This window comes from Mesorhizobium sp. M2A.F.Ca.ET.042.01.1.1, assembly GCF_003997405.1.
In the GTDB taxonomy this organism is placed as follows: Bacteria; Pseudomonadota; Alphaproteobacteria; order Rhizobiales; family Rhizobiaceae; genus Mesorhizobium.
Genome location: NZ_RZRX01000056.1, coordinates 1 through 21,227 on the forward strand (window position 1 = coordinate 1; position 21,227 = coordinate 21,227).

General features: G+C 64.7%; 27 protein-coding genes. 9 read left to right on the forward strand and 18 right to left on the reverse strand.

The features are described 5' to 3' along the window. From EOA23_RS11070 to EOA23_RS11120, 11 genes are all read right to left on the reverse strand, one after another. On the reverse strand, nt 1-1,323 hold a 1,323-nt coding region (locus tag EOA23_RS11070), incomplete at its 3' end, for a thiamine pyrophosphate-dependent enzyme (RefSeq protein ID WP_245474124.1). 148 nt (nt 1,324-1,471) lie between these two features. After that, complete coding sequence (gene sucD, locus EOA23_RS11075) at nt 1,472-2,374, reverse strand: succinate--CoA ligase subunit alpha (RefSeq protein WP_126080453.1); 903 nt, start codon at nt 2,372-2,374, stop codon at nt 1,472-1,474. 27 nt (nt 2,375-2,401) lie between these two features. Further along, entirely contained in the window at nt 2,402-2,818 is a 417-nt protein-coding gene (locus EOA23_RS11080) for a PIN domain-containing protein (protein ID WP_127304082.1), read from the reverse strand. Further along, complete coding sequence (locus EOA23_RS11085) at nt 2,745-3,050, reverse strand: hypothetical protein (RefSeq protein ID WP_127304084.1); 306 nt, start codon at nt 3,048-3,050, stop codon at nt 2,745-2,747. Before EOA23_RS11085 ends, EOA23_RS11080 begins: the two co-directional genes overlap by 74 nt. 83 nt (nt 3,051-3,133) lie before the next feature. Continuing rightward, on the reverse strand, nt 3,134-3,631 hold the full coding sequence (locus EOA23_RS11090) for a DUF1579 family protein (protein WP_127304086.1): 498 nt from the start codon (nt 3,629-3,631) through the stop codon (nt 3,134-3,136). A 3-nt stretch (nt 3,632-3,634) separates the two neighbouring features. Then, on the reverse strand, nt 3,635-4,006 hold the full coding sequence (locus EOA23_RS11095) for a cupin domain-containing protein (protein ID WP_127304088.1): 372 nt from the start codon (nt 4,004-4,006) through the stop codon (nt 3,635-3,637). Nucleotides 4,007-4,010: 4 nt separating this feature from the next. Then, nucleotides 4,011-5,204 carry an ADP-forming succinate--CoA ligase subunit beta gene (sucC, locus tag EOA23_RS11100; protein WP_127304089.1) on the reverse strand — a complete coding sequence of 398 codons (1,194 nt, stop codon included), beginning with the start codon at nt 5,202-5,204 and terminating at the stop codon, nt 4,011-4,013. 40 nt (nt 5,205-5,244) lie between these two features. Then, a complete protein-coding gene (gene mdh, locus EOA23_RS11105) occupies nt 5,245-6,213 on the reverse strand; it encodes a malate dehydrogenase (RefSeq protein WP_127304091.1) in 969 nt (322 codons plus the stop codon). Nucleotides 6,214-6,692: 479 nt separating this feature from the next. Beyond that, a complete protein-coding gene (zapE, locus tag EOA23_RS11110) occupies nt 6,693-7,889 on the reverse strand; it encodes a cell division protein ZapE (protein ID WP_127304093.1) in 1,197 nt (398 codons plus the stop codon). A 74-nt stretch (nt 7,890-7,963) separates the two neighbouring features. Further along, entirely contained in the window at nt 7,964-8,509 is a 546-nt protein-coding gene (locus EOA23_RS11115) for a protease inhibitor Inh/omp19 family protein (RefSeq protein WP_042645487.1), read from the reverse strand. Nucleotides 8,510-8,717: 208 nt separating this feature from the next. After that, the gene (locus EOA23_RS11120) at nt 8,718-9,155 is read right to left on the reverse strand and encodes a VOC family protein (RefSeq protein ID WP_127304095.1); all 438 of its coding nucleotides are present in this window, start codon (nt 9,153-9,155) and stop codon (nt 8,718-8,720) included. A gap of 127 nt (nt 9,156-9,282) precedes the next feature. On the opposite strand from EOA23_RS11120, the gene EOA23_RS11125 reads away from it, so the two are divergent. The 8 genes from EOA23_RS11125 to EOA23_RS11160 all read left to right on the forward strand — a co-directional run bounded on the left by EOA23_RS11125 (nt 9,283) and on the right by EOA23_RS11160 (nt 16,453). Then, nucleotides 9,283-10,290 carry an MBL fold metallo-hydrolase gene (locus tag EOA23_RS11125; protein ID WP_127304097.1) on the forward strand — a complete coding sequence of 336 codons (1,008 nt, stop codon included), beginning with the start codon at nt 9,283-9,285 and terminating at the stop codon, nt 10,288-10,290. A gap of 61 nt (nt 10,291-10,351) precedes the next feature. Next, on the forward strand, nt 10,352-10,513 hold the full coding sequence (locus EOA23_RS11130; RefSeq protein ID WP_126063645.1) for a DUF1328 family protein: 162 nt from the start codon (nt 10,352-10,354) through the stop codon (nt 10,511-10,513). Nucleotides 10,514-10,581: 68 nt separating this feature from the next. Further along, entirely contained in the window at nt 10,582-11,466 is an 885-nt protein-coding gene (gene dapF, locus EOA23_RS11135) for a diaminopimelate epimerase (protein WP_127304099.1), read from the forward strand. Further along, nucleotides 11,466-12,779: a tRNA (N(6)-L-threonylcarbamoyladenosine(37)-C(2))-methylthiotransferase MtaB gene (gene mtaB, locus EOA23_RS11140; RefSeq protein WP_127304101.1), complete on the forward strand. Its 1,314-nt coding sequence runs from the start codon at nt 11,466-11,468 to the stop codon at nt 12,777-12,779. Before dapF ends, mtaB begins: the two co-directional genes overlap by 1 nt. Nucleotides 12,780-12,792: 13 nt before the next feature. Next, complete coding sequence (ftsY, locus tag EOA23_RS11145; protein WP_127304103.1) at nt 12,793-14,475, forward strand: signal recognition particle-docking protein FtsY; 1,683 nt, start codon at nt 12,793-12,795, stop codon at nt 14,473-14,475. A 63-nt stretch (nt 14,476-14,538) separates the two neighbouring features. After that, nucleotides 14,539-15,195: a septation protein A gene (locus EOA23_RS11150; protein ID WP_127304104.1), complete on the forward strand. Its 657-nt coding sequence runs from the start codon at nt 14,539-14,541 to the stop codon at nt 15,193-15,195. A 67-nt stretch (nt 15,196-15,262) separates the two neighbouring features. Continuing rightward, the gene (locus EOA23_RS11155; RefSeq protein WP_127304106.1) at nt 15,263-15,883 is read left to right on the forward strand and encodes a pyridoxamine 5'-phosphate oxidase family protein; all 621 of its coding nucleotides are present in this window, start codon (nt 15,263-15,265) and stop codon (nt 15,881-15,883) included. A gap of 36 nt (nt 15,884-15,919) precedes the next feature. After that, nucleotides 15,920-16,453: an NADPH-dependent FMN reductase gene (locus EOA23_RS11160; RefSeq protein ID WP_127304108.1), complete on the forward strand. Its 534-nt coding sequence runs from the start codon at nt 15,920-15,922 to the stop codon at nt 16,451-16,453. A 192-nt stretch (nt 16,454-16,645) separates the two neighbouring features. Here the strand turns inward: EOA23_RS11160 and EOA23_RS11165 are convergent, their stop codons facing one another. Together EOA23_RS11165 and EOA23_RS11170 are read right to left on the reverse strand one after the other, a co-directional pair. Continuing rightward, nucleotides 16,646-16,852 (reverse strand): 4-oxalocrotonate tautomerase family protein, encoded by a 207-nt coding sequence (locus EOA23_RS11165; RefSeq protein ID WP_042645446.1) that lies wholly within the window; start codon nt 16,850-16,852, stop codon nt 16,646-16,648. Between the two features lie 159 nt (nt 16,853-17,011). Next, nucleotides 17,012-17,932, reverse strand: a complete 921-nt coding sequence (locus EOA23_RS11170) for an SMP-30/gluconolactonase/LRE family protein (RefSeq protein WP_126063638.1) — start codon at nt 17,930-17,932, stop codon at nt 17,012-17,014. A gap of 292 nt (nt 17,933-18,224) precedes the next feature. Between EOA23_RS11170 and EOA23_RS11175 the strand changes: the two genes are divergently transcribed. Next, the gene (locus tag EOA23_RS11175) at nt 18,225-18,389 is read left to right on the forward strand and encodes a hypothetical protein (protein ID WP_245431577.1); all 165 of its coding nucleotides are present in this window, start codon (nt 18,225-18,227) and stop codon (nt 18,387-18,389) included. 80 nt (nt 18,390-18,469) lie between these two features. On the opposite strand, the gene EOA23_RS11180 is transcribed toward EOA23_RS11175, so the two are convergent. From EOA23_RS11180 to ccmA, 5 genes are all read right to left on the reverse strand, one after another. After that, a complete protein-coding gene (locus EOA23_RS11180; RefSeq protein WP_127304110.1) occupies nt 18,470-19,051 on the reverse strand; it encodes a DsbE family thiol:disulfide interchange protein in 582 nt (193 codons plus the stop codon). Beyond that, a complete protein-coding gene (gene ccmD / locus EOA23_RS11185) occupies nt 19,048-19,215 on the reverse strand; it encodes a heme exporter protein CcmD (RefSeq protein ID WP_126063636.1) in 168 nt (55 codons plus the stop codon). Before ccmD ends, EOA23_RS11180 begins: the two co-directional genes overlap by 4 nt. Nucleotides 19,216-19,299: 84 nt before the next feature. Next, nucleotides 19,300-19,674: an Imm50 family immunity protein gene (locus EOA23_RS11190; RefSeq protein ID WP_127304112.1), complete on the reverse strand. Its 375-nt coding sequence runs from the start codon at nt 19,672-19,674 to the stop codon at nt 19,300-19,302. Then, on the reverse strand, nt 19,674-20,339 hold the full coding sequence (gene ccmB, locus EOA23_RS11195) for a heme exporter protein CcmB (RefSeq protein ID WP_126080437.1): 666 nt from the start codon (nt 20,337-20,339) through the stop codon (nt 19,674-19,676). The genes EOA23_RS11190 and ccmB overlap by 1 nt, the downstream gene beginning before the upstream one ends. Nucleotides 20,340-20,613: 274 nt before the next feature. Then, entirely contained in the window at nt 20,614-21,222 is a 609-nt protein-coding gene (gene ccmA, locus EOA23_RS11200; protein WP_127304120.1) for a heme ABC exporter ATP-binding protein CcmA, read from the reverse strand. Nucleotides 21,223-21,227 lie beyond the last annotated feature (5 nt).

Consider the following 21,227-nt stretch of genomic DNA (forward strand, 5'->3'; position numbering starts at 1 on the left):
GGTGAAGCCGATCTGGTTGTTGATGATGACGTGCAGCGTGCCGGCGACGCGGTGGCCGCGCAGGCCCGACAGACCGAGGATTTCGGCGATCACGCCCTGGCCGGCGAAGGCGGCGTCGCCGTGGAGAAGCAGCGGCATCACCTTGGCGCGCTCCGACAGCGGCACGACCTCGCCGCGCTCGCGGCCGGAAAGCTGGTCCTGCTTGGCGCGCGCCTTGCCCATCACGACGGGGTCGACGATTTCCAGATGCGAGGGATTGGCCGTCAGCGACAGATGCACCTTGTTGCCGTCGAACTCGCGGTCCGACGAGGCGCCAAGATGGTACTTCACGTCGCCCGAGCCTTCGACCTCGTCGGGCGCGGCCGAGCCGCCCTTGAATTCGTGGAAGATGGCGCGGTGGGGCTTGGCCATCACCTGGGAAAGCACGTTGAGGCGGCCGCGATGCGCCATGCCGAGCACGATTTCCTTGAGGCCGAGCTGACCGCCGCGCTTGACGATCTGCTCCAGCGCCGGGATCAGCGACTCGCCGCCGTCGAGGCCGAAGCGCTTGGTGCCCTTGTACTTGACGTCGATATATTGCTCGAAACCCTCGGCCTCGATCAGCTTGGACAGGATCGCCTTCTTGCCGGTGGCGGTGAAGGTGATCTCCTTGTCGGCGCCTTCGATGCGCGCCTGGATCCAGGCCTTCTCTTCCGGGTCGGAGATATGCATGAACTCGACGCCAAGGGTCGAGCAATAGGTGCGGGTCAGGATGTCCAGCATCTGCCGGATGGTGCCGAATTCCAGGCCCAGCACATTGTCGAGGAAGATCGGCCGGTCGTAATCGGCTTCGGTAAAACCGTAATTCTCCGGCGACAGCTCGTTATAGTCCTCGAGCGGCTTGGCGATGCCGAGCGGATCAAGATTGGCATGCAGATGGCCGCGCATGCGGTAGGCGCGGATCATCATGATGGCGCGCACCGAATCGCGCGTCGCCTGGTGCACGTCGGCGTCGGAAAGCACGGCGCCGTTGACGACCGCCTTGTCCTTGACCTTCTTTTCGATCGTTTTCTCGACCAGGCCCCAATTGCCGTCCAGCGCCGAGACCAGCTCGCCATTGGCCGTCAGCGGCCAGGACGGCTTCGCCCAGGAGGCGCCCTTGGCGTTCTTGCGGACGTCGCCCGCATCGTCCTTCAGCCCGGCGAAGAAATCCTGCCACTCCGGATCGACCGAAGCCGGATTGTCCTCATAGGCCGCGTACAGCGCGTCGATATAGTCGGCATTGCCGCCATAGAGGAACGAGGTGAGCGAGAATTGGTCGTTGGCCTGATCTTGTCTTGCCATTTTCGTCTGCGGAGCCTGGCTCCGTCTCCTTAGTTGGAGGGGAGTAGGGGAGTAGGGCAGTAGGGGAGTAGGGAAAGCGGCAATGGTCGCCGCGCGTCCCGTTCTTCCTATTCCCTTACTCCCCTACTGCCCTACTCCCTTACTGCCTTTAACCCTTGATCGCCTCGACCAGCGTCGTGCCGAGCCGCGCTGGCGACGGCGAGACCTTGATGCCGGCCGATTCCATCGCCGCGATCTTGTCTTCCGCGCCGCCCTTGCCGCCCGAGATCACCGCGCCCGCATGGCCCATGGTGCGGCCGGCCGGCGCCGTGCGCCCGGCGATGAAGCCCGCCATCGGTTTCTTGCGGCCGCGCTTGGCTTCGTCCTTGAGGAACTGCGCGGCGTCTTCCTCGGCCGAGCCGCCGATCTCGCCGATCATGATGATCGACTTGGTCTCGTCGTCGGCGAGGAACATCTCCAGCACATCGATGAACTCCGTGCCCTTGACCGGGTCGCCGCCGATGCCAACCGCCGTTGTCTGGCCGAGGCCGACATTGGTGGTCTGGAAGACTGCCTCATAGGTAAGTGTTCCCGAGCGCGAAACAACGCCCACCGAGCCCTTGCGGAAGATGTTGCCGGGCATGATGCCGATCTTGCACTCGTCGGGCGTCAGCACGCCTGGGCAGTTCGGGCCGATCAGCCGCGAGGTCGAGCGATCGAGCCGCGCCTTGACCTTGACCATGTCCATCACCGGGATGCCTTCGGTGATGCAGACGATCAGCGGGATCTCTGCCTCGATCGCTTCGATGATGGCCTCGCCGGCGCCCGCCGGCGGCACATAGATGACCGAGGCATTGGCGCCGGTCCTTGCCTTGCCCTCGGCCACCGTGGCGAAGATCGGCAGGCTTTCGCCCTTCGAGCCCGTCCAGGTCTCGCCGCCCTTCTTGGGATGGATGCCGCCCACCATCTTGGTGCCATGATAGGCCAGCGCCTGTTCGGTGTGGAACGTGCCGGTCTTGCCGGTCAGACCCTGAACCAGCACCTTGGTATTCTTGTCGACGAGAATGGACATGGGTTGAAACGCCCCTGACTTCAGCGATTAGAGGAAAGGATTGACGGCCCGGACCGAGCCATAAGCCTGGTTGTGGTTGAGATCCTCGGTGTAGAAAATCGGCGCGCCGAGATATTCCGCCGCTCCGAGCAGCGCGGCGTCGTAGTAGTGAATGCCGTAGCGCCGCGCGAGGTCCAATCCCGAGCGAACATAGCTTTCATCGACAGGCACCAACGGGCAGGTTCCAAGGAGGACGAGCCATTGGTCGAGCAGGTCGTCTCCCAGGAGGGATTTCCCGCGAGCCACCGCAGTGAATTCGGCCAATGTCTGCCCTGACACGCCAAAAACAGTGTTCGATACCAGGTCCCCTGCGATCGGCGCGCGGCGTGGATCACGATTCTTCTCCGAAGCCGCGTAGATCAGGACGTTCGTGTCGAGAAAGCAGTCGATCTTCCCGGTCGGCATAGGCGTCCCTTCGATCCCACTTGTAAGCGGTGTCGGCGCTGTCGCTCCGTTTCGCGGCCTCGTCCATAAGTCGCTTCATTCCCGCCTTGGCCCAGGCGATCCGGTCCTCCTGCTCGACTTCATGCGCAAGCAGTGAACGAATGAGGGCATTGAGCGTCGTCTTGCGACGTTCGGCAAGGCCTCGCGCCTGTTCAAGCAGTGTCTCGTCCATGGCCAGGGTGACGTTCTTCATCGTCCGTCTCCACATAAATACACAGGCCTAATATGTGTGATTATGTGCAACCCTTCAACCGTCTTGCCTACAATCGCCATCACTCAGCCTTCCTTCGTCTCGGAAGTCGAAACGCGCCGGTAGAGGCCGCTCACCATGTCTTGCCAGGCATTGCTGCCGGCAGGCTTGAACTGAAGTTTCATGCGATAGGTATCGGCACCGTCAAAACCATATGTCACGCTAGCGGCGCCGCGCGGGGACGACCGTTCCAGCACCAGTTCATTGCCATTCCACATGCCGATTGCGGGCGACATCGGCACGAACCCCATCGAGTCGAACTGATGCATGGTGACGATGCCGTTCTGCTGATCGAAGCCGAACACATTATGCGCGCCGAACGAGATCGTGCCGTCGCGGCGCTGCCGATAGCGCTGCACCACGAACAGGCCGCCGAACTGTGCCTCGGCCTGAACTTCCGAAGTCGCCGTGCCGGCATCGGTCCATTGCGTGGCCGCCACCTCTTCCTCGCCCCGCCACGCGCCGACCAGCGCCTGCAGGCGCTGGTGACCATCCGAGAGGGAAGAGAAGGGCGACGCGTTCATGGCTCAGAGCCGCTTCAGGTCGGTGACGGTGAGGTCACTCCGGGCATTGCCGGTGTTCAAGGTCGTCGCCGGCTCGAACATCAGCACCACCGGCTCCTTCGTCAGCGAGCGCGGCCGGTGCTCGACCCCGCGCGGCACGACGATGAAATCGCCCTCGCCGAGCTCGACCGGCCCGTCGCGGAAGTCGATGGCGATCCTGCCGCGCAGCACGAGGAAGGCTTCGTCCTCATTGTCATGCGCGTGCCAGTCGAAGACCTCGCCGAACTTGGCGACCTTCGCCTGGCTGTCATTGACATCGCCGGCGATATGCGGATCGAAGACCTTGGCGATCTTTTGGTCTGCCGCCTCGACCAGATTTATCTTGCGCGGAGGCATCCGCTCAGCCCTTCACCGCCTTGACGATCTTCTTGGCCGCGTCGTCGAGGTCGTCGGCCGAGACGACATTCAGGCCGCTGTCGTTGATGATCTTCTTGCCAAGCCCGGCGTTGGTGCCTTCCAGGCGCACCACCAGCGGCACCTTCAGGCCCACTTCCTTGACGGCCGCGATCACGCCCTCGGCGATGACGTCGCACTTCATGATGCCGCCGAAGATGTTGATCAGGATGCCCTCGACCGCCGGGTCCTTGGTGATGATCTTGAACGCTGCCGTGACCTTCTCCTTGGAGGCGCCGCCGCCGACGTCGAGGAAGTTGGCCGGCTCAGCGCCGTAGAGCTTGATGATGTCCATCGTCGCCATGGCAAGGCCGGCGCCGTTGACCATGCAGCCGATATTGCCGTCGAGCGCGACATAGGCGAGGTCGTATTTCGACGCCTCGATCTCCTTCTCGTCCTCTTCGGTGGTGTCGCGCAGTTCCATCACGTCCGGGTGGCGGAAGAGCGCGTTGTTGTCGAACGACACTTTTGCGTCGAGCACGCGCAGGTGCCCGTCCTTCATGACGATCAGCGGGTTGACCTCGAGCAGGCTCATGTCCTTCTCGACGAACGCCTTGTAGAGGATCGGGAACAGCGTGCCGCCGTCCTTGGCGGCATCGCCGTCGAGCTTCAACGCCGCATTGAGCGTCTTCACGTCGTCGGCCGTGACGCCCTTTTCCGGATCGACGGCGACGGTGACGATCTTTTCCGGCGTGTCGTGCGCGACCGTCTCGATGTCCATGCCGCCCTCGGTCGAGACGACGAAGGCGATGCGGCCGACCGAGCGGTCGACCAGGATCGACAGATAGAGCTCGCGGGCGATGTCGGCGCCATCCTCGATATAGAGGCGGTTGACCTGCTTGCCCGCCGGGCCGGTCTGCTTGGTGACCAGCGTGTGGCCGAGCATCTCGTTGGCGTGGGCGACGACCTCGGCCGCCGACTTCGCCAGCCGCACGCCGCCCTTGGCGTCGGGGCCGAGTTCCTTGAACTTGCCCTTGCCGCGGCCGCCGGCATGGATCTGGCTCTTCACGACATAGAGCGGGCCGGGCAGCGCCTTTGCGGCGGCGTCCGCCTCGCTTGCCTTGAACACCGGAACGCCGCTTGCCACCGGCGCGCCGAACGTCTTCAGCAGCGCCTTGGCCTGATACTCATGGATGTTCATGCGCTTGATCTCCGGGGAGGATGATTGCTTTGCGGCGAGATTACTTGCCGGCGAGATGCGGGGCGATCTTGGTGCAGGCCTCGGTCAGGCCCTGGACGGCCGCGACCGAATTGTCGAACATCTTCTGCTCTGCCTTCGACAGGTCGATCTCGATGACGCGCTCGACGCCGCCGGCGCCGATTACCACGGGAACGCCGACATAGGTTCCCTTGACGCCATACTGTCCCGAAAGGTGCGCGGCGCAGGGCAGCACGCGCTTCTTGTCCTTGAGATAGGACTCGGCCATGGCGATCGCCGAGGCCGCCGGCGCGTAATAGGCCGAGCCGGTCTTCAACAGGCCGACGATCTCGGCACCGCCGTCGCGGGTGCGCTGCACGATCTGGTCGAGCTTCTCCTTCGACGTCCAGCCCATCTTGACGAGATCCGGCAGCGGGATGCCGGCAACCGTCGAATAGCGGATCATCGGCACCATAGAGTCGCCATGACCGCCGAGCACGAAGGCGGTGACGTCCTCGACCGAGACCTTGAACTCCTCGGCCAGGAAATAGCGGAAGCGGGCGCTGTCGAGCACGCCGGCCATGCCGACGACATGGCTGGTCGGCAGGCCGGAGAACTTCTGCAGCGCCCAGACCATCGCGTCGAGCGGGTTGGTGATGCAGATGACGAAGGCCTTCGGCGCGTATTTCTTGAGGCCAGCGCCAACCTGTTCCATCACCTTGAGGTTGATGCCGAGAAGATCGTCGCGGCTCATGCCCGGCTTGCGCGGCACGCCGGCGGTGACGATGCACACATCCGCGCCCTCGATGCCAGCATAGTCGTTGACGCCGGTCAGCCGGGAGTCGAAACCGTCGACGGGGGAAGACTGCGCGATGTCGAGGCCCTTGCCCTGCGGAATGCCCTCGGCGATATCGAACAGCACCACGTCGCCGAGATCCTTGAGGCCGACCATATGGGCGAGCGTGCCGCCGATCATGCCCGAGCCGATGAGCGCTATCTTGTTGCGTGCCATGTGAGGATGTTTTCCCTTTGTCTGTGACGTGCCGTGACGGGGCCGGGGAGGCCGAAAGGATGCGGGAGGCCGCGAGATTTCGCCGCACCCATTAGCGCCGGCCAAAGAAAAATTCAAACGATTATTTTGATCCCAGTGTTTTCAATCGGTTAGATGCTTTGGGAATTACGTAAACGTCAAAGTTCCTGAGCCGACTGACGAGAATTTACACAATGAAGGTGGAAATCAGAAGGCTTCATCCCGGCGATGACGCTGTTGTGATGCAGGCGCCAAATCTCCCCCTCGAGGGGGAGATGTCGCCAAAGGCGACAGAGGGAGTCGCCGCGCGTGAAGCGCCGGCGTCCAATGCGTCGAGCCCAGTCGAACCGACCCCCTCTGGCCTGCCGGCCATCTCCCCCTCAAGTGGGGAGATCGGACGCCGCGTCGGCTTTCGCCAATCGTCCGCGATGCAGGAAGGTGGCGGAACTACGTCGCTATCTCTATGCTTGCCTCGCCTCGGCGGGCTGCGGCCCGTCTTTGCGCCGTTCCGCCCAATCGTCCAGCCAGTCGCGGCTCTGCATTTCGACCAGGCGCGAGGCGGTGCGCTCGAATTCGAACACTTCCGTGCCGCGTTTGGCCGTGTAGAGCCCTTCCGGCGCCGCAGCGGCGCTCATCACCAGCCGCATATGGTGGTCGTAGAGCGTGTCGATCAAAAGGATGAAGCGCTTGGCCTCGTTGCGCTTGCCTTCCCCCAGCACCGGCACATGGTCGATGAAGACGGTCGAGAAACGGCCGGCGATCGCCAGATAATCCCGCGCGCCGAGCGGCTTTTCGCAAAGGTCCGCGAAGGAAAAGCGCGCTGCATCCCCGGCGGCGCGCGGCACGACGAGGTGGCGGCCTTTCAGCGTCAACGTCACCTCGCCGGTCGGCTGGCCATGCGTCATCGCCTGCCAGGACTCGTCCAGCGCGCGCTCGGCCGCGGCGTCATCCGGCGTGACATAGACCGGCTGGCGGTTGAGCTTTTCCTGGCGGTAGTCCTTGTCGGCATCGAGGGTCATCACATGCGCATTGCGCTCGAGCAGCGAGATGAACGGCAGGAAGAGCTGGCGGTTCAGCCCGTCGCGGTAAAGGTTCTCCGGCGCCACGTTGGAGGTGGCGACCAGCACCACGCCATTGGCAAACAGGGCCGAGAACAGGCGCGACAGGATCATCGCGTCGGCGATGTCGGTGACGGAGAACTCGTCGAAGCACAGCACCCAGGCCTGATCGGCGAGCGCCCGGGCCACCGGCGGGATCGGGTCGTCCTCCTTGACCGTGCCTTCCTTGCGCGCCTGCCGGTGTTTCTGGATCCGGTCCTGCACATCGGCCATGAAGTCGTTGAAATGCACGCGGCGCTTGCGGCGGACCGGCAGCAGCTCGAAGAACATGTCCATCAGCATGGTCTTGCCGCGACCGACGCTGCCATGGATGTAGAGGCCTTTGACAGGGTCGCGCGGCTGCCGCTTGGCCGCGAACAGCCAGCCCAGCGCGCTCGATTTCTGCGCCAGCCTTTTGGCCGAGATCTCGTCGATCAGCCGGTCGAGCGCGGCGACGATATGCTCCTGCGCCGGATCGCGCTCGACAGCGCCGCTCTGGACGAGATGGTCGTAGCGCTGCCTGACGGTCGCGTGGATCTGGAGGCCGTCACGCAGATGCATGGTTCACGTCGTTCCGGAGCAGCTCCGGCGAAACGTTTTCCATCCGGAATTGCATAGATAGGGGCGGTTTGGGCTTACCTTGTAAGCGAGATCGGCTGCCCATTGGAAGTCTGGCCGTCGAACTTTTCGCCGCCCGAGGAATAGAGCCTGGCCAGCGTGCCGCCATTTTCGTCGTAAAGCGTCAGCTGCTTGCCGGCGACGTTCCACGACTTGATGCCGTCGATCGGCGCCGGGCAGTGCAGCGGACCGGCGCGGTAGCCGGCGCCGAACTTGGTCTGCGGCGTCGCCACCTTGCAGCTCTGCCCGGAGACATTGACGTTCCACACGCCGGCGACGCTGGCCGCGGTGAGATCGGTGGCGCCGGCGGGCGCCGTACCGTCCGGCGGCAGCGAAGCGACCTGGGTGTTCTTCGGCGCGGTCGGGAATTGCGACGGATCGGTGGTGCCGGGGGCGGCTGGCGGCGGCAGCTGATTCTGCGTCACCGTGCCGGACGGCGCCGGCGTCAGCGGCGCCGGCTGCTGGTCGTCCATCGAGGAGAAGCGCGAGGTCGAGCAGCCGCTCGCAACCAGCGCGGCCAACGAGATGGCCACGAGGCCGCTCCGCGAAAAGGGGCGGGTCATCGAAAAATTCATCAAAACCTCCGTCGGATCCGGCCGGGGGGAGCCGTCCGCGTAATCTTCGCTCCACCAAGATGGCGAAGGTGGCAGAATTTCAACCCGATATGGTTAAAATAGGGTTTTCGAGTCGGATGTTGCAAATTTATCGCAGCAAGCGGACAGCGCCGCAGCGGCGTTTGACTTGGTCATTCAAGCCATTGAAATTTCGGCATTAAATCCGGGCGCTCGGCACGAACACATAGCCGTCCGGGCCGACGATGTAGCATTCGCGCAGGCCATGCGGCTTATCGATGGACCCGGCCAGCACGATATGGCCGAGCGCCGCCGCCTTTTTCTCGATCCGATCCGGATCGGCGCCGTAAAGGCGCAGCTCTATGCCGGCCCCGCGCGTCTCGGCGCCCGAAGTGACCCCGGTCATCGGATTGTCGAGATAGGAATGGTCGGCATGCAGCATGAAGATCGAGCCCAGCAACTCGATCGCCGCGAAATCCTCGTCGGCATAGATGATCCTGGCCCCGAGCACGTCGCGGCAAAAGGCTTCCATCGCCGCCATGTCGGTGACCAGCAGGTTGACGCCGATCCCAAGCGGCAGCGAGCGGCCGAAATCCTCGGCCTTCATCCACGGTGTCCCGGTTCGCTTCATGACCATGATGATCGCCCCCTCGCTCACGATCCTAGATGAACCGGGCTCCGCTCGTTGGCATTCGCCAGCAAAATGCTTGCGCCAGGCAGGCGCTTCCTTATCTCAGGAAGGGACCGAGCCGGCGGGAGAGTGAATGGCCGCAAGAAAAAGAACCGCCAACCGCTATTACAGCGGCCCGCATAGCGATCATTTCGACGGCGCCTTGTTCTTCAACCCCGGCGGCAAGCCCCCAGGGCGCTTCAGCGATCTCCTCAGATGGCAATTCAGCGGCAACCGGGCGAGATGGCCTGCCGCCGTTCCGAGCCCTCACCCGCAGGCGAAGCCGGTGCGTCGGTTGGATGGCGGCGCGCTCAGGCTCACGATGGTCGGCCACGCCTCGCTTCTCATCCAGACCGCCGGCCTGAACATCCTGACCGATCCGGTCTGGTCGAAGCGCGCCTCGCCCTTCGCCTTTGCCGGCCCGAAGCGCGTCAATGCGCCGGGCATTGCCTTTGCCGACCTGCCGCCGATCGACCTGGTCCTGGTCAGCCACAACCACTACGACCACCTCGACCTCGCCACGCTGAGGCGGCTGAAGGAGAGACACGATCCGCACATCATGACGCCGCTCGGCAACGACGCCATCATCCACCGCGCCGTGCCCGGCATGCGGCTCGGCGCGCATGATTGGGGCGACAGGATCGACGCAGGGGCCGCCGCCATCCATGTCGAGCCGGCGCATCATTGGTCGGCGCGCGGCGGACGCGACCGCCGCATGGCGCTTTGGGCCGCCTTCGTCATCGAAACGGCGGGCGGCAACATCTATTTCGCCGGCGACACCGGCTTCCATGACGGCATCAATTACCGGCTGATGGCACAGAAGCATGGCGGCTTTCGCCTCGCCATCCTGCCGATCGGCGCCTATGAGCCACGCTGGTTCATGGCGCCGCAGCACCAGAATCCGGAGGAGGCCGTTCTCGGCATGAAGCTGTGCAACGCGGCTCACGCCGCAGGCTGCCACTGGGGCACGTTCCACCTCACCGACGAGCCGGTCGAGGAGCCGGCGCAAAAACTGGCCGAGGCGCTTGAGGCGCACGGCCTGCCGCCGGAGCGTTTCCGCGCCATGCGCCCCGGCGAGGTCTGGGACATACCGGCTGTCTGACGAAGGAACCCAAACCGGCGAAAAACGTTGGTTTCGCGACGCAATTTCGCCGGAGCTTCCCATGATCAGATGGATCATCATTCTTCTCATCATTGCCGCCGCCGCCAGCCTGCTCGGCATGCCGGCGCTGGCCGGGGCCGCCGCGACGGGAGCGCGCGTCCTCATCGGCATCGTGCTGGTCATCTTCCTGCTGATCGTGCTCGGCGTCTTCGCGGTCACATAAGACCCGGACTGGTAATTCCCGCTCGTTTCCGCCATATAGCGGCCAAACGGATTGGAATTACCGGTTAGATGGCAGGCACCGCCCCCTTCGCCAAGATGAACGGCATCGGCAACGAGATCATCGTTGCCGACATGCGCGGCCGTGCCGACAAGGTCACGCCGGCTGCGGCGATCGCGCTTAACGCCGACGCCGCGACCAAGTTCGACCAGATCATGGCGATCCATGACGCGCGCACGCCGGGCACCGCCTATTATATCGACATCCTGAATTCCGATGGCACCAGCGCGCAGGCCTGCGGCAACGGCACGCGCTGCGTTGTCCAGGCTCTGGCCGCCGAGACCGGCCAGAAGAGCTTCACCTTCGAGACCCGCGCCGGCATCTTGAACGCTCAGGAGCACGCCGACGGCACGATCTCCGTCGACATGGGCAAGCCGCGCTTCGGCTGGCAGGAGATCCCGCTGGCGGAAGAGTTCCGCGACACCCGCGCGATCGAATTGCAGATCGGCCCGATCGACGCGCCGGTGCTGCATTCACCCTCGGCGGTGTCGATGGGCAATCCGCATGCGATCTTCTGGGTCGACAACGATGTCTGGTCCTATGAGCTCGACCGCTTCGGCCCGCTGCTCGAAAACCATCCGATCTTCCCCGAGCGCGCCAACATCACCATCGCGCAGGTAACGTCACCTGAAACGATGATCATCCGCACCTGGGAGCGCGGCGCCGGCCTCACCAAGGCCTGCGGCTCGGCGGCCTGCGCCGCCGTGGTCGCGGCAGCGCGCACCAAGCGCACAGGCCGCAGCGTCTCGCTGCTGACGCCGGGCGGCGGCGAATTGCATGTCGAATGGCGCGACGACGATCACGTCATCCTGACGGGTGCCGCCGAATGGGAATTCTCCGGCAGCTTCGATCCCTCGACCGGCGCCTGGGCCCGCGACACCGAAAGCGCCGCCTGATGTCCGCCCCTGAAAAAGGCGCGGTCACCAACGGTATCGACGTCGTCACCTTCGGCTGCCGCCTCAACACTTATGAATCGGAAGTGATGCGCCGCGAGGCCGAAAGCGCAGGGCTGGGCACGCTCGCCGGCGGCGCCGTCATCTTCAACACCTGCGCCGTCACGGCGGAAGCGGTGCGCCAGGCCAGGCAGGCGATCCGCAAGGCGCGCCGCGAGAACCCTTCGGCCCGCATCATCGTCACCGGCTGCGCGGCGCAGACCGAGCCGCAGAACTTCGCCGCCATGGGCGAGGTCGACCTCGTGCTCGGCAATGAGGAGAAGCTCAAGGCGAATTCCTACCGCGCGCTGCCCGATTTTGGCGTCAACGGCACCGAGAAGGCCCGCGTCAACGACATCTTTTCAGTGCGCGAGACGGCAGGCCACATGGTCGACGCCATCGAAGGCCGGGCGCGCGCCTTCGTGCAGGTGCAAAATGGCTGCGACCATCGCTGCACCTTCTGCATCATCCCCTATGGACGCGGCAATTCGCGTTCCGTGCCGATGGGCGCCGTGGTCGAGCAGGTGAAGCGCCTTGCCGGCAACGGCTATGCCGAGATCGTGCTCTCCGGCGTCGACATGACCAGCTTCGGCGCCGACCTGCCGGGCAGCCCGAAGCTGGGAAAACTGGTGAAGACCATCCTGCGCCAGGTGCCGGACGTGAAGCGGCTCAGGCTGTCCTCGATCGATTCCATCGAGGCCGACGACGACCTGCTCGACGCTATCGCCACCGAGTCCAGGCTGATGCCGCATCTCCACCTGTCGCTGCAGTCCGGCGACGACATGATCCTGAAGCGGATGAAGCGGCGCCATCTGCGCGACCAGTCGATCCGCTTCTGCGAAGACGTGCGCAAGCTGCGTCCCGGCATAGTCTTCGGCGCCGACATCATCGCCGGCTTCCCGACCGAGACCGAGGCGATGTTCGAGAATTCGGAACGGATCGTCGAGGAGTGCGGGCTGACACATCTGCACGTCTTTCCGTTCAGCCCGCGCGAAGGCACGCCCGCGGCGCGCATGCCGCAGGTCCGCCGCGAAATGGTGAAGGCGCGCGCCGCGAGGCTGCGCGCCGCCGGCGAGGCCGCCTATTGCCGTCATCTGACCTCGCTCCCCGGCACGCGGCAGTCGATCCTGATCGAACGCGACGGGCTTGGCCGCACCGAAGGTTTCACGCTGGCCGCGATCGACGCCGGCGCGCCCGGCGAGATCCTCGAAGCCGTAGTCACCGGCCATGACGGCGCCCGACTGATTGCGGCCCCGCTTGCCGCGCAAGCCGCCTGAGACTGCGAGACGCATGGCTGGTTTTTTCAAGAAGATATTTTCGTTCGGCAAGAAAGAGGTCGTCGAGGAGCGCGTCGACGAGGCGCTGCCGCCGATCAAATGGGATCAGCTGGACGCGCTGAAGCCGGGGCCCGACCAGGCCGCCCCGGAGATTCTGGCGCGCGAGCAGGAGCCGGTGGCAGAAGCCGCGCCGGCGAGCGAACCCGCTCTTGCCCCCGCTCCGCTGCCTGAAGAGCCGAAGCCCGAGCCCGCGCCCATCGTTCCACCGACGCCTGAACCGATTGTTCCCGCCGAGCCGGAACCGCTGCCGCAGCCCGAGCCGGAGGAGGAGCCCCAGCCGGCGCCCGAGAAGCCCGAGCCTCCGGCCCCCGAGGAAGTGCCGCCGGCACAACCCGAGCCCTCACCCGAGCCGCAGGAAGTGCCCGCACCCGCGCCGGCTCAGCCGGACATCGAGTCTTCGCGTCCGGAACCCCAGCCGGAGCCTGCGCCTGTCGAGGTGCCGACGCCGCCTGCCGAAGTCCCGGTCGAGACGCCGGCGCCCATTGAGGTTCCGCCGGCGGAAGCGCCTTCCACGGAACCATCCGCCGAAGCCGACGCGGAAATCGCGCCTCCCATTCGGCAACCGGCGCCTGCCGAGCCGCAGCCGATCCTTGCCGAGATCGCACCGGAACCGGAGGCCGGGCCGACGCCAAAAGCCACGCCCGCCGCCGGCAAGGTGACAGTCGCCAAAAAGGTCGAGCAGAGGGCCGAGCCGGTAAAAGCGCCGGAGCCGGCGCCGCGGCGCTCCTGGTTCCAGCGCATGCGCGATGGGCTCGCCCGCTCCTCGCGCGAGCTCACCGGCAACATTGCCGGCGTCTTCACCAAGCGAAAGCTGGACGAGGACACGCTGCAGGACCTGGAGGACGTGCTGATCCGCGCCGATCTTGGCGTGGAGACGGCGTTGCGCGTCACCGATTCGCTTGCCTCCAGCCGCTATGGCCGCGACGTTTTCGATTCTGAAGTCCGCGCCGTGATGGCGGCGGAGGTGGAAAAGGTGCTGACGCCGGTGGCAAAGCCGCTCGAGCTCGACCTCAGCCACAAGCCGCATGTCATCCTGGTCGTCGGCGTCAACGGCACCGGCAAGACCACCACCATCGGCAAGCTGGCAGCCAAGCTCACCGATGGCGGCCTCAAGGTGATGCTGGCCGCCGGCGACACATTCCGCGCCGCGGCGATCGAGCAGTTGAAGATCTGGGGCGAGCGCACCAAATCGCCGGTCGTCGCCACCAAGCTCGGCGCCGACGCCGCGGGCCTCGCCTATGATGCCTTCGAGAAGGCCAAGGAGGCCGGCTCCGACGTGCTGATCATCGACACGGCCGGCCGGCTGCAGAACAAGACCGAGCTGATGGCCGAGCTGGAGAAGATCGTGCGCGTGCTCGGCAAGCTCGATCCGGAAGCGCCGCACACGGTGCTGCAGACGGTCGACGCCACCACCGGCCAGAATGCGCTGAACCAGGTCGAGATCTTCCGCAACGTCGCCGGCGTCAACGGGCTGGTGATGACCAAGCTGGACGGCACGGCGCGCGGCGGTATTCTGGTGGCGATCGCCGCCAAGCACCGGCTGCCGGTCTATTTCATTGGTGTCGGCGAGCAGGTCGATGACCTCGAGCCGTTTTCGGCCAGCGAATTCGCGAGAGCAATCGCCGGCGTCGCCTGAACAAAGGCGTGATCTTGGAAGGCCGCCCGCTTTTCGGCCAGATCATGCGCAAGAAGGAACTTTATGAACATCCTCGAACGCGACCCGTCCGATCCACGCCGCAAGCCGATGAACCCCGGCCTGAAATTCCTGCTCGAGCTGGGGCCGGGCCTGGTGTTCTTCTTCACCACCATTCGTGGCGAGTGGCTGGCCGAGAAATTCCCGGTGCTTGCCCACCTTGGCGAGCCGATCCTGATCGCCACCGCCTTCTTCATGGTCGCGACCGCGCTTTCGCTCGGCGTCTCCTGGCTGCTGACGCGCAGCCTGCCGCTAATGCCCCTGGTCTCGGCGATCGTCGTCTTCGTCTTCGGCGCGCTGGCGCTTTACCTGCAGGACAAGACCTTTGCCTTCATGAAGCCGACGATCATCAACTCGCTGTTCGGCGTAACCCTGCTCGGCGGGCTGCTGTTCGGCCGCTCGCTGCTCGGCTACGTCTTCGATTCCGCCTTTCAGCTCGATGCCGAGGGCTGGCGCAAGCTGACCTTCCGCTGGGGCCTGTTCTTCCTGTTCCTGGCCGTGCTCAACGAAGTCGTGTGGCGCAACTTCTCCGAGGCGACCTGGCTATATTTCAAGGTCTGGGGCACGATCCCGATCACCTTGCTGTTCACCTTCAGCCAGATGCCGCTGATCATGCGCCACTCGCTTGAGGAAAAAGCCAAGGAAGAGAAGGCCGGGAACTAAAGCAATTACAGGAAAAGTGTGACGCGGTTTTCCGTCCGGAATTGCGCCAGAATAAGAGGGGGGCGATATGGAATTTCTCACCACGCATGACGAGCTGAGGACGATCTACAAGACGCCCCGGCCGACCGACGGCTCGATCCGCAAGGAACTGAAAAGCCTCGACGGCCATTGCCGTTCCTTTATCGGCAAGAGCCCGTTCGTGCTGATCGGTTCCTCCGACAGCGCCGGCAACGCCGACGTCACACCGAAGGGCGACAAGCCCGGCTTCACCGCCATCCTCGACAACTCCACCATCGCCATCCCCGACCGCCCCGGCAACAACCGGCTGGACACGCTGGAAAACATCATCCGCAACCCGTCGGTCGGGCTGCTCTTCCTGATCCCCGGCATGAACGAGACGCTGCGCGTCAATGGTGATGCCCGCATCACCAATGATCCCACCTTGCGCGAACGCCTGGCGGTCGACGGCAAGGAGCCGCAGAGCGTCATCGTGGTGACGGTCAAGGCCGCCTACATGCACTGCGCCAAGGCCTTCATGCGCTCCGATCTTTGGAAGCCCGAGACCTGGTACGATCGCGCCACCCTGCCGACGCTCGGCCAGATCATCCGCGACCAGCTGGCGCTGAGCGAAAGCGCCGGCGAAATCGACCGCGAGCTGGACGACGATTACCGGCAGACCATGTGGTAGGCTTTCCGGACGACTCACTCTTCGTCCGGCCCTCCCTTGATCGAGATCATCGCCATATCGGGCAGCCTGCGCGCCGCCTCGACCAACTCGGCCCTGCTTGCCGCCCTGGCCGCCAATACCCCCGACGACTGCCGCGTGCAGCTCTATGACGGCCTCGGCCGGCTGCCGATCTTCAATCCCGACGACGAGGGCGAGCGCACGCCGCCCGAAGCGGCGCGCCTGATCGACATGGTCACCCGCGCCGACGGCGTCATCGTCTCGTGCCCGGAATATGCGCATGGCGTGCCCGGCGGCATGAAGAACGCGCTCGACTGGCTGGTCTCGCGCGACGCCGCGGTGCGCAAGCCGGCAATGCTGGTCCACGCCTCGCCCCGCTCGCTCTACGCGCGTGCGGCGCTCGCCGAGGTGATGCGCACGATGTCGTTCGCGCTGTATGAGGAGGCGGCGCTGGAAATCACGCTGCTGGGCAAGAAGCCGGCGGAGATGAAGGCGATCCTGGCGGAGGGTTCGAACCGCCAGGCGATGCGTGAGGCGGTGCAGGGTTTCGTGGGGTTTATACGCGGGCGGTGAGTGGCGCATCTTCCCCTTCTCTTGTGGGAGAAGGTGGATCGGCGCGCAGCGCCGAGACGGATGAGGGGTGTTCCAGCGAAGTGAGGCATTGGCGACCTCGTCGCTGTACAAACGACGTCGCCAAGCTGGAGCACCCCTCATCCGACCTCGCTTCGCGAGGCCACCTTCTCCCACAAGGGGAGAAGGAAGAAGCTACCCCTTCCGCAGCGTCTCGACATCGGTCTTGCCGACATACCAGTCGCGGGCGTTGACCTCCTCGAACACCACCCAGACATCGTTGTTGCCAAGCCCGGTGGCCTCCATGATGGCCGAAGTCACCTTCTTGGCGATGTCAGCCTTCTTGCCGGCCGGATCGGCGGCGATCACTTCCTTGACGATGCGGATGTTGACGAATGGCATGATGTCCTCCCCTTGAGTTCTGCCGGTTGACGTCGGGCGGCGGTTTGGCAATTCGCTCCGGCAAAGCGGATGGCGGTCGTTGCGGGAACCGCAGCGCGGCCGGCGCTGCGGGGATGCGCAGAAAGGCCAGCAAAGGCCACAGAAGCGCCTTTAGCAGCTTCAAAAAGTCTTCGCTCCGTTCACCATCAGCCGCACCACATAGAGCGAGGTGGTGCCGGCTATGTAGAGGCAGTTCAGCTTGTTGCCGCCGAACACGCAGTTGGCGGTCACTTCCGGCACCTTGACCTTCCCGATCAGCGTGCCGTCCGGGTCGTAGCAATGAATGCCGTCGGCAGCGCTTGTCCAGATGCGTCCGTCGGAATCGAGCCGGAAACCGTCGAACAGGCCGGCAGTGCAGTCGGCGAAGACCTTGCCGCCCGAAACCTTCTTGCCATGCTTGCCGACATTGAAGACACGTATATGCGCCGGGTTCTTCTCGCCATGCGTGCGGCCGGTGTCGGCGACATAGAGCAGGCTTTCGTCGAGCGAGAAGGCGAGCCCGTTCGGCCGCACCATGTCGGTGATGACGGCCTCGACATCGCCGGTCTCCGGATCGACCCGGTAGACATTGCAGGCGCCGATCTCGCTTTCCGCCTTGTCGCCCTCATAGTCGGTGTCGATGCCGTAGCTCGGATCGGTGAACCAGATCGAGCCGTCGGAACGCACCACCACGTCGTTGGGCGAGTTCAGCCGCTTGCCTTTCCATTTGTCGGCGATGGTGGTGATCGAGCCGTCGAATTCCGTGCGGCTGACGCGGCGGCCGGAATGCTCGCAGGTCACCAGCCGGCCCTGCCGGTCGACCGTGTTGCCGTTGGAATTGCCGGAGGGCTGGCGGAACACGCTGACGCTGCCGTCGGTCTCGTCATAGCGCAGCATGCGGTTGTTCGGGATGTCGGACCAGACGACATAGCGGCCGGCGGCGAACCAGGCCGGCCCTTCCGCCCACCGGCATCCGGTGAACAGCTTTTCCACCTGCGCGCTGCCGTTGAACAGGCGCGCGAAGCGCGGATCGAGAATTTCGTAATAGTCAGCGGCCGCCATGCGTTTCCTCCCGGCATCAGGTGACGGACGGATCAAGCCAGCCCGCAGCCATTCTGGCAAGACGGCAGGCCTGTAATTTGTATGACAAAACGGATGAGAACTGCGTGAGCGTGCGCCAAAGGCCGCCATGCCGGATGCAAGGAACCGTTAGCCCACGGTTAACCGGCTATGCGCTGGTTGCAATGGTGCATTGCAACATCTTTCTTTTGCAACGCACCATTCCTATGTCATGCTCGCAATTGTCAGGGAGGAACAACCGGCCGCACCAGTGCGGCATGAAAGGAACCCTGTCATGTTCGACAATCTTGTCTCCCGCGCTCGCGCCAGCATCGCCAAGCGCCGCCAGTACAACCGCCTCGTCGCCGAAATCGAGAACCTGTCCGGCCGCGATCTCGCCGATCTGCGCGCCGACCGTTCCGAGATGCTCTACCAGATCCGCAAGCAGATCTACGGCTGAGCGACAGGCCCTCACCCGGATCGTCAACCTCTTCTCCCCTCGGGGAGAAGGTGGCCGCGAAGCGGCCGGATGAGGGGGCGTTAACCCGGCGCCGCCAAGGCCTTCTCTATCTGCGGCAACAGCAACGTCCTCACGGAGTCGGGCGTCAGCGGCCCGACATGCTTGTAGGCGATCTTGCCGTCCTTGCCGACGACGAAAGTCTCCGGCACGCCATAGACGCCCCAGTCGATCGCCGCGCGTCCGGCCGGGTCGACGCCGATCGCCTGATAGGGATTGCCGAGCTCGCCGAGGAAGCGGCGGGCGTTTTCCGGCTGGTCCTTGTAGTTCAGCGCCGCAAGCGTGAAGCGCTTGTCCTGCGACAGGCCGAGCAGCACCGGATGCTCTTCCCGGCACGGCGCGCACCAGGACGCGAACACATTGACCAGCGTCACCCTGCCGGCAAAGCTTTTGGAATCGAGTCCCGGCAGCAGGTTCACCCCTTCCAGCGGCGGCAGACTGGTCTGCGGCGCCGGCAGGCCGATCAGCGCCGAGGGGATCTCGGCGACATCGCGGCCCGACAGAAGCTGCGACAGGAACAGCCCCGCCAGTCCCAGGAACACCAGCAGCGGCAGTAGCACGAACAAGCGGCGGCGCGGCGCCGGAGCTTCGGTCCCGGTGCTCATGGCTTGACGGCCTTGTCCGAACGCCGACGCACACCGGCCGCTTCGAGCGCCGCGAGTTCGCGTTTGCGCGCCCGCTGGTCGAGCAGGATCCAGCCGATCAGCCCGGCGAGCACGACGGCCGTGATCGCATAGGCGGCGGTGACGTAGAGGGCGTGCGCGCTCATTTCTCGATCAATCACTTATGGCATTCTAATAGTCGCACTGGTCTTCAGTCGCAATGAACTACGCGTGCGGCAGATTTGCGGTCACTATGACTGCAGGAACCCCGAGATTCTGCCAACGCGCATAAACTTGGATGTCAGCGACAGTCTGACCGCCCCTTCACATGTCAGCAGGATCTTGCCCGCATCGTCCCACATCCTGATCGAGCTCGTCCCATAGCTCTCGAATTTGCGCAGGCTGACGGACTCGACATCGAGGAACTCCAACCTGGACGACACGGCGTTGAATTTGCCCCATTTGGCCGGCGGCCGATAAGGCAGCACCGTCGATATAAAGGACAGATGCATGCTCGGACCATCTCGGTCCATCGTGGCCGAGGTGATCTCGACGGAAGACAAATCCGGGAAGTGACCGTAGATAGTCTGGAGAAAGATCGGGTTCTCGATGCGCAGCGGCCACATCAATCCGTCCCGTGCCGCAGCGCCAGCGCCGCCGCCAGGGGCCCGACCACGGCAAGAAACAGCGTCAGCGCGGCAAGAATGAGGAAGGGCTGCAGGAACGGGGCCGGATCGGCGACGGCGCCATAGCTTGCCGAAACGCCGAAGATCAGCACCGGAATGGTGAGCGGCAGCACCAGCACCGAAATCAGCAGCCCGCCACGCGGCAACGCCACCGCGACCGCCGCACCCGCCGCGCCGATGAAGGTGATGGCCGGCGTGCCGATGAGCAGCGTCAGCGCCGTGGCGCCGATGCCGAGCGGCTCCATGTTCATGAACAGGCCGAGCAAGGGAGCGGCGACTACCAGCGGCAACACGCTGCCCGCCCAATGCGCCAGGCATTTCGTCAGCACCGTCAGCGCCAGCATGTGCCGGTCGCCGTTGAGGACAAGAAGATCGAGAGAGCCGTCCTCCCGGTCGGCCTGGAACAGCCGGTCGAGCCCGAGCAGGCAGGCGAGCAGCGCCGCGATCCACAGGATCGCCGGGCCGATGCGCGACAAAAGATTGAGGTCGGGTCCGACGCCGAACGGTATGGTGACGATCACGGCGAGGAAGAAGATGACGCCGACCAGCGCCCCGCCGCCGGCGCGGATGGAAAGGCGGATGTCGCGGAGGAAGAGGGCTAGCATGACCTGAGAAGCCTGCGCCCAGGCCCCCCTCTCTGGCCTGCCGGAGCGGGCCCTTCGCTGTCGCTCCGGGCGTTCGTCGTTCGAAAAGCCAAGCAGTTGGCTTTTCGTCCGCTGCGCGGACCTCTCCTCACCCCCCTCAAGGCGGGAGATTGGATGCCACCCCGACCTTCGCCAATTTTCAGCGTAAGGAGGTTGGCGGAGCGCCCGAACTGCCGATCTCCCCCCCTGAGGGGGAGATGCCCGGCAGGGCAGAGAGGGGGGCCTGGCGCAAACATCAACCGGTCGCTCTCATTTGCAGCTCGCGCGCCCCCTCAAGCCCCAGCGGCAGATGCGTCGCCGCCACCACGATCCCACCACCCTCGAGATGGCCTCGCATCAACCCCGCGAACCGCTCCTCCGAAGCCTTGTCCAGCCCTGCCGTCGGCTCGTCGAGGAGCCATACCGGTCTATGGCTGACCAGCAGCTTGGCGATCGACACCCGCCGCCTTTGCCCGGTCGACAGATAGCCGAAGGGCAGATGCCCGAGCCCGCCGAGCGCCACCGTCTCCAGCGCCTCTTCGACGCTCAATGCCGGTTCGCCCTGGAAGGCGCGCCAGAAGCCGAGATTCTCCTCGACGCTGAGCGCCGTCTTCATCGCGTTGAGATGGCCGAGATAATGCGAGGCGGAGGCGACCGTCGGGAAAGCCTCGCCACCGCCTTCGACCAGCACCTTGCCCCGGGCAACCGGCAGCAGCCCGGCGACTACCCTCAGCAGGGTCGATTTGCCCGAGCCGTTCGGTCCGGTGACGATGAGCGCTTCGCCCTTGTCGAGCGCAAAGCCGATGCCGGAAAAAACCGCCTCGCCGCCGCGCTCGCCGCCCAGATTTTCGGCGATCAGCCGCATCATTG

What these genes read in the sequence shown, in the direction of transcription:
- sucD (WP_126080453.1), bottom strand. Translation starts at nt 2,374, where the DNA reads ATGTCCATTCTCGTCGACAAGAATACCAAGGTGCTGGTTCAGGGTCTG.
- EOA23_RS11080 (WP_127304082.1), bottom strand. Translation starts at nt 2,818, where the DNA reads ATGCCGACCGGGAAGATCGACTGCTTTCTCGACACGAACGTCCTGATC.
- EOA23_RS11085 (WP_127304084.1), bottom strand. Translation starts at nt 3,050, where the DNA reads ATGAAGAACGTCACCCTGGCCATGGACGAGACACTGCTTGAACAGGCG.
- EOA23_RS11090 (WP_127304086.1), bottom strand. Translation starts at nt 3,631, where the DNA reads ATGAACGCGTCGCCCTTCTCTTCCCTCTCGGATGGTCACCAGCGCCTG.
- EOA23_RS11095 (WP_127304088.1), bottom strand. Translation starts at nt 4,006, where the DNA reads ATGCCTCCGCGCAAGATAAATCTGGTCGAGGCGGCAGACCAAAAGATC.
- sucC (WP_127304089.1), bottom strand. Translation starts at nt 5,204, where the DNA reads ATGAACATCCATGAGTATCAGGCCAAGGCGCTGCTGAAGACGTTCGGC.
- mdh (WP_127304091.1), bottom strand. Translation starts at nt 6,213, where the DNA reads ATGGCACGCAACAAGATAGCGCTCATCGGCTCGGGCATGATCGGCGGC.
- zapE (WP_127304093.1), bottom strand. Translation starts at nt 7,889, where the DNA reads ATGCATCTGCGTGACGGCCTCCAGATCCACGCGACCGTCAGGCAGCGC.
- EOA23_RS11115 (WP_042645487.1), bottom strand. Translation starts at nt 8,509, where the DNA reads ATGACCCGCCCCTTTTCGCGGAGCGGCCTCGTGGCCATCTCGTTGGCC.
- EOA23_RS11120 (WP_127304095.1), bottom strand. Translation starts at nt 9,155, where the DNA reads ATGGTCATGAAGCGAACCGGGACACCGTGGATGAAGGCCGAGGATTTC.
- EOA23_RS11125 (WP_127304097.1), top strand. Translation starts at nt 9,283, where the DNA reads ATGGCCGCAAGAAAAAGAACCGCCAACCGCTATTACAGCGGCCCGCAT.
- EOA23_RS11130 (WP_126063645.1), top strand. Translation starts at nt 10,352, where the DNA reads ATGATCAGATGGATCATCATTCTTCTCATCATTGCCGCCGCCGCCAGC.
- dapF (WP_127304099.1), top strand. Translation starts at nt 10,582, where the DNA reads ATGGCAGGCACCGCCCCCTTCGCCAAGATGAACGGCATCGGCAACGAG.
- mtaB (WP_127304101.1), top strand. Translation starts at nt 11,466, where the DNA reads ATGTCCGCCCCTGAAAAAGGCGCGGTCACCAACGGTATCGACGTCGTC.
- ftsY (WP_127304103.1), top strand. Translation starts at nt 12,793, where the DNA reads ATGGCTGGTTTTTTCAAGAAGATATTTTCGTTCGGCAAGAAAGAGGTC.
- EOA23_RS11150 (WP_127304104.1), top strand. Translation starts at nt 14,539, where the DNA reads ATGAACATCCTCGAACGCGACCCGTCCGATCCACGCCGCAAGCCGATG.
- EOA23_RS11155 (WP_127304106.1), top strand. Translation starts at nt 15,263, where the DNA reads ATGGAATTTCTCACCACGCATGACGAGCTGAGGACGATCTACAAGACG.
- EOA23_RS11165 (WP_042645446.1), bottom strand. Translation starts at nt 16,852, where the DNA reads ATGCCATTCGTCAACATCCGCATCGTCAAGGAAGTGATCGCCGCCGAT.
- EOA23_RS11170 (WP_126063638.1), bottom strand. Translation starts at nt 17,932, where the DNA reads ATGGCGGCCGCTGACTATTACGAAATTCTCGATCCGCGCTTCGCGCGC.
- EOA23_RS11175 (WP_245431577.1), top strand. Translation starts at nt 18,225, where the DNA reads ATGTTCGACAATCTTGTCTCCCGCGCTCGCGCCAGCATCGCCAAGCGC.
- EOA23_RS11180 (WP_127304110.1), bottom strand. Translation starts at nt 19,051, where the DNA reads ATGAGCACCGGGACCGAAGCTCCGGCGCCGCGCCGCCGCTTGTTCGTG.
- ccmD (WP_126063636.1), bottom strand. Translation starts at nt 19,215, where the DNA reads ATGAGCGCGCACGCCCTCTACGTCACCGCCGCCTATGCGATCACGGCC.
- EOA23_RS11190 (WP_127304112.1), bottom strand. Translation starts at nt 19,674, where the DNA reads ATGTGGCCGCTGCGCATCGAGAACCCGATCTTTCTCCAGACTATCTAC.
- ccmB (WP_126080437.1), bottom strand. Translation starts at nt 20,339, where the DNA reads ATGCTAGCCCTCTTCCTCCGCGACATCCGCCTTTCCATCCGCGCCGGC.
- ccmA (WP_127304120.1), bottom strand. Translation starts at nt 21,222, where the DNA reads ATGCGGCTGATCGCCGAAAATCTGGGCGGCGAGCGCGGCGGCGAGGCG.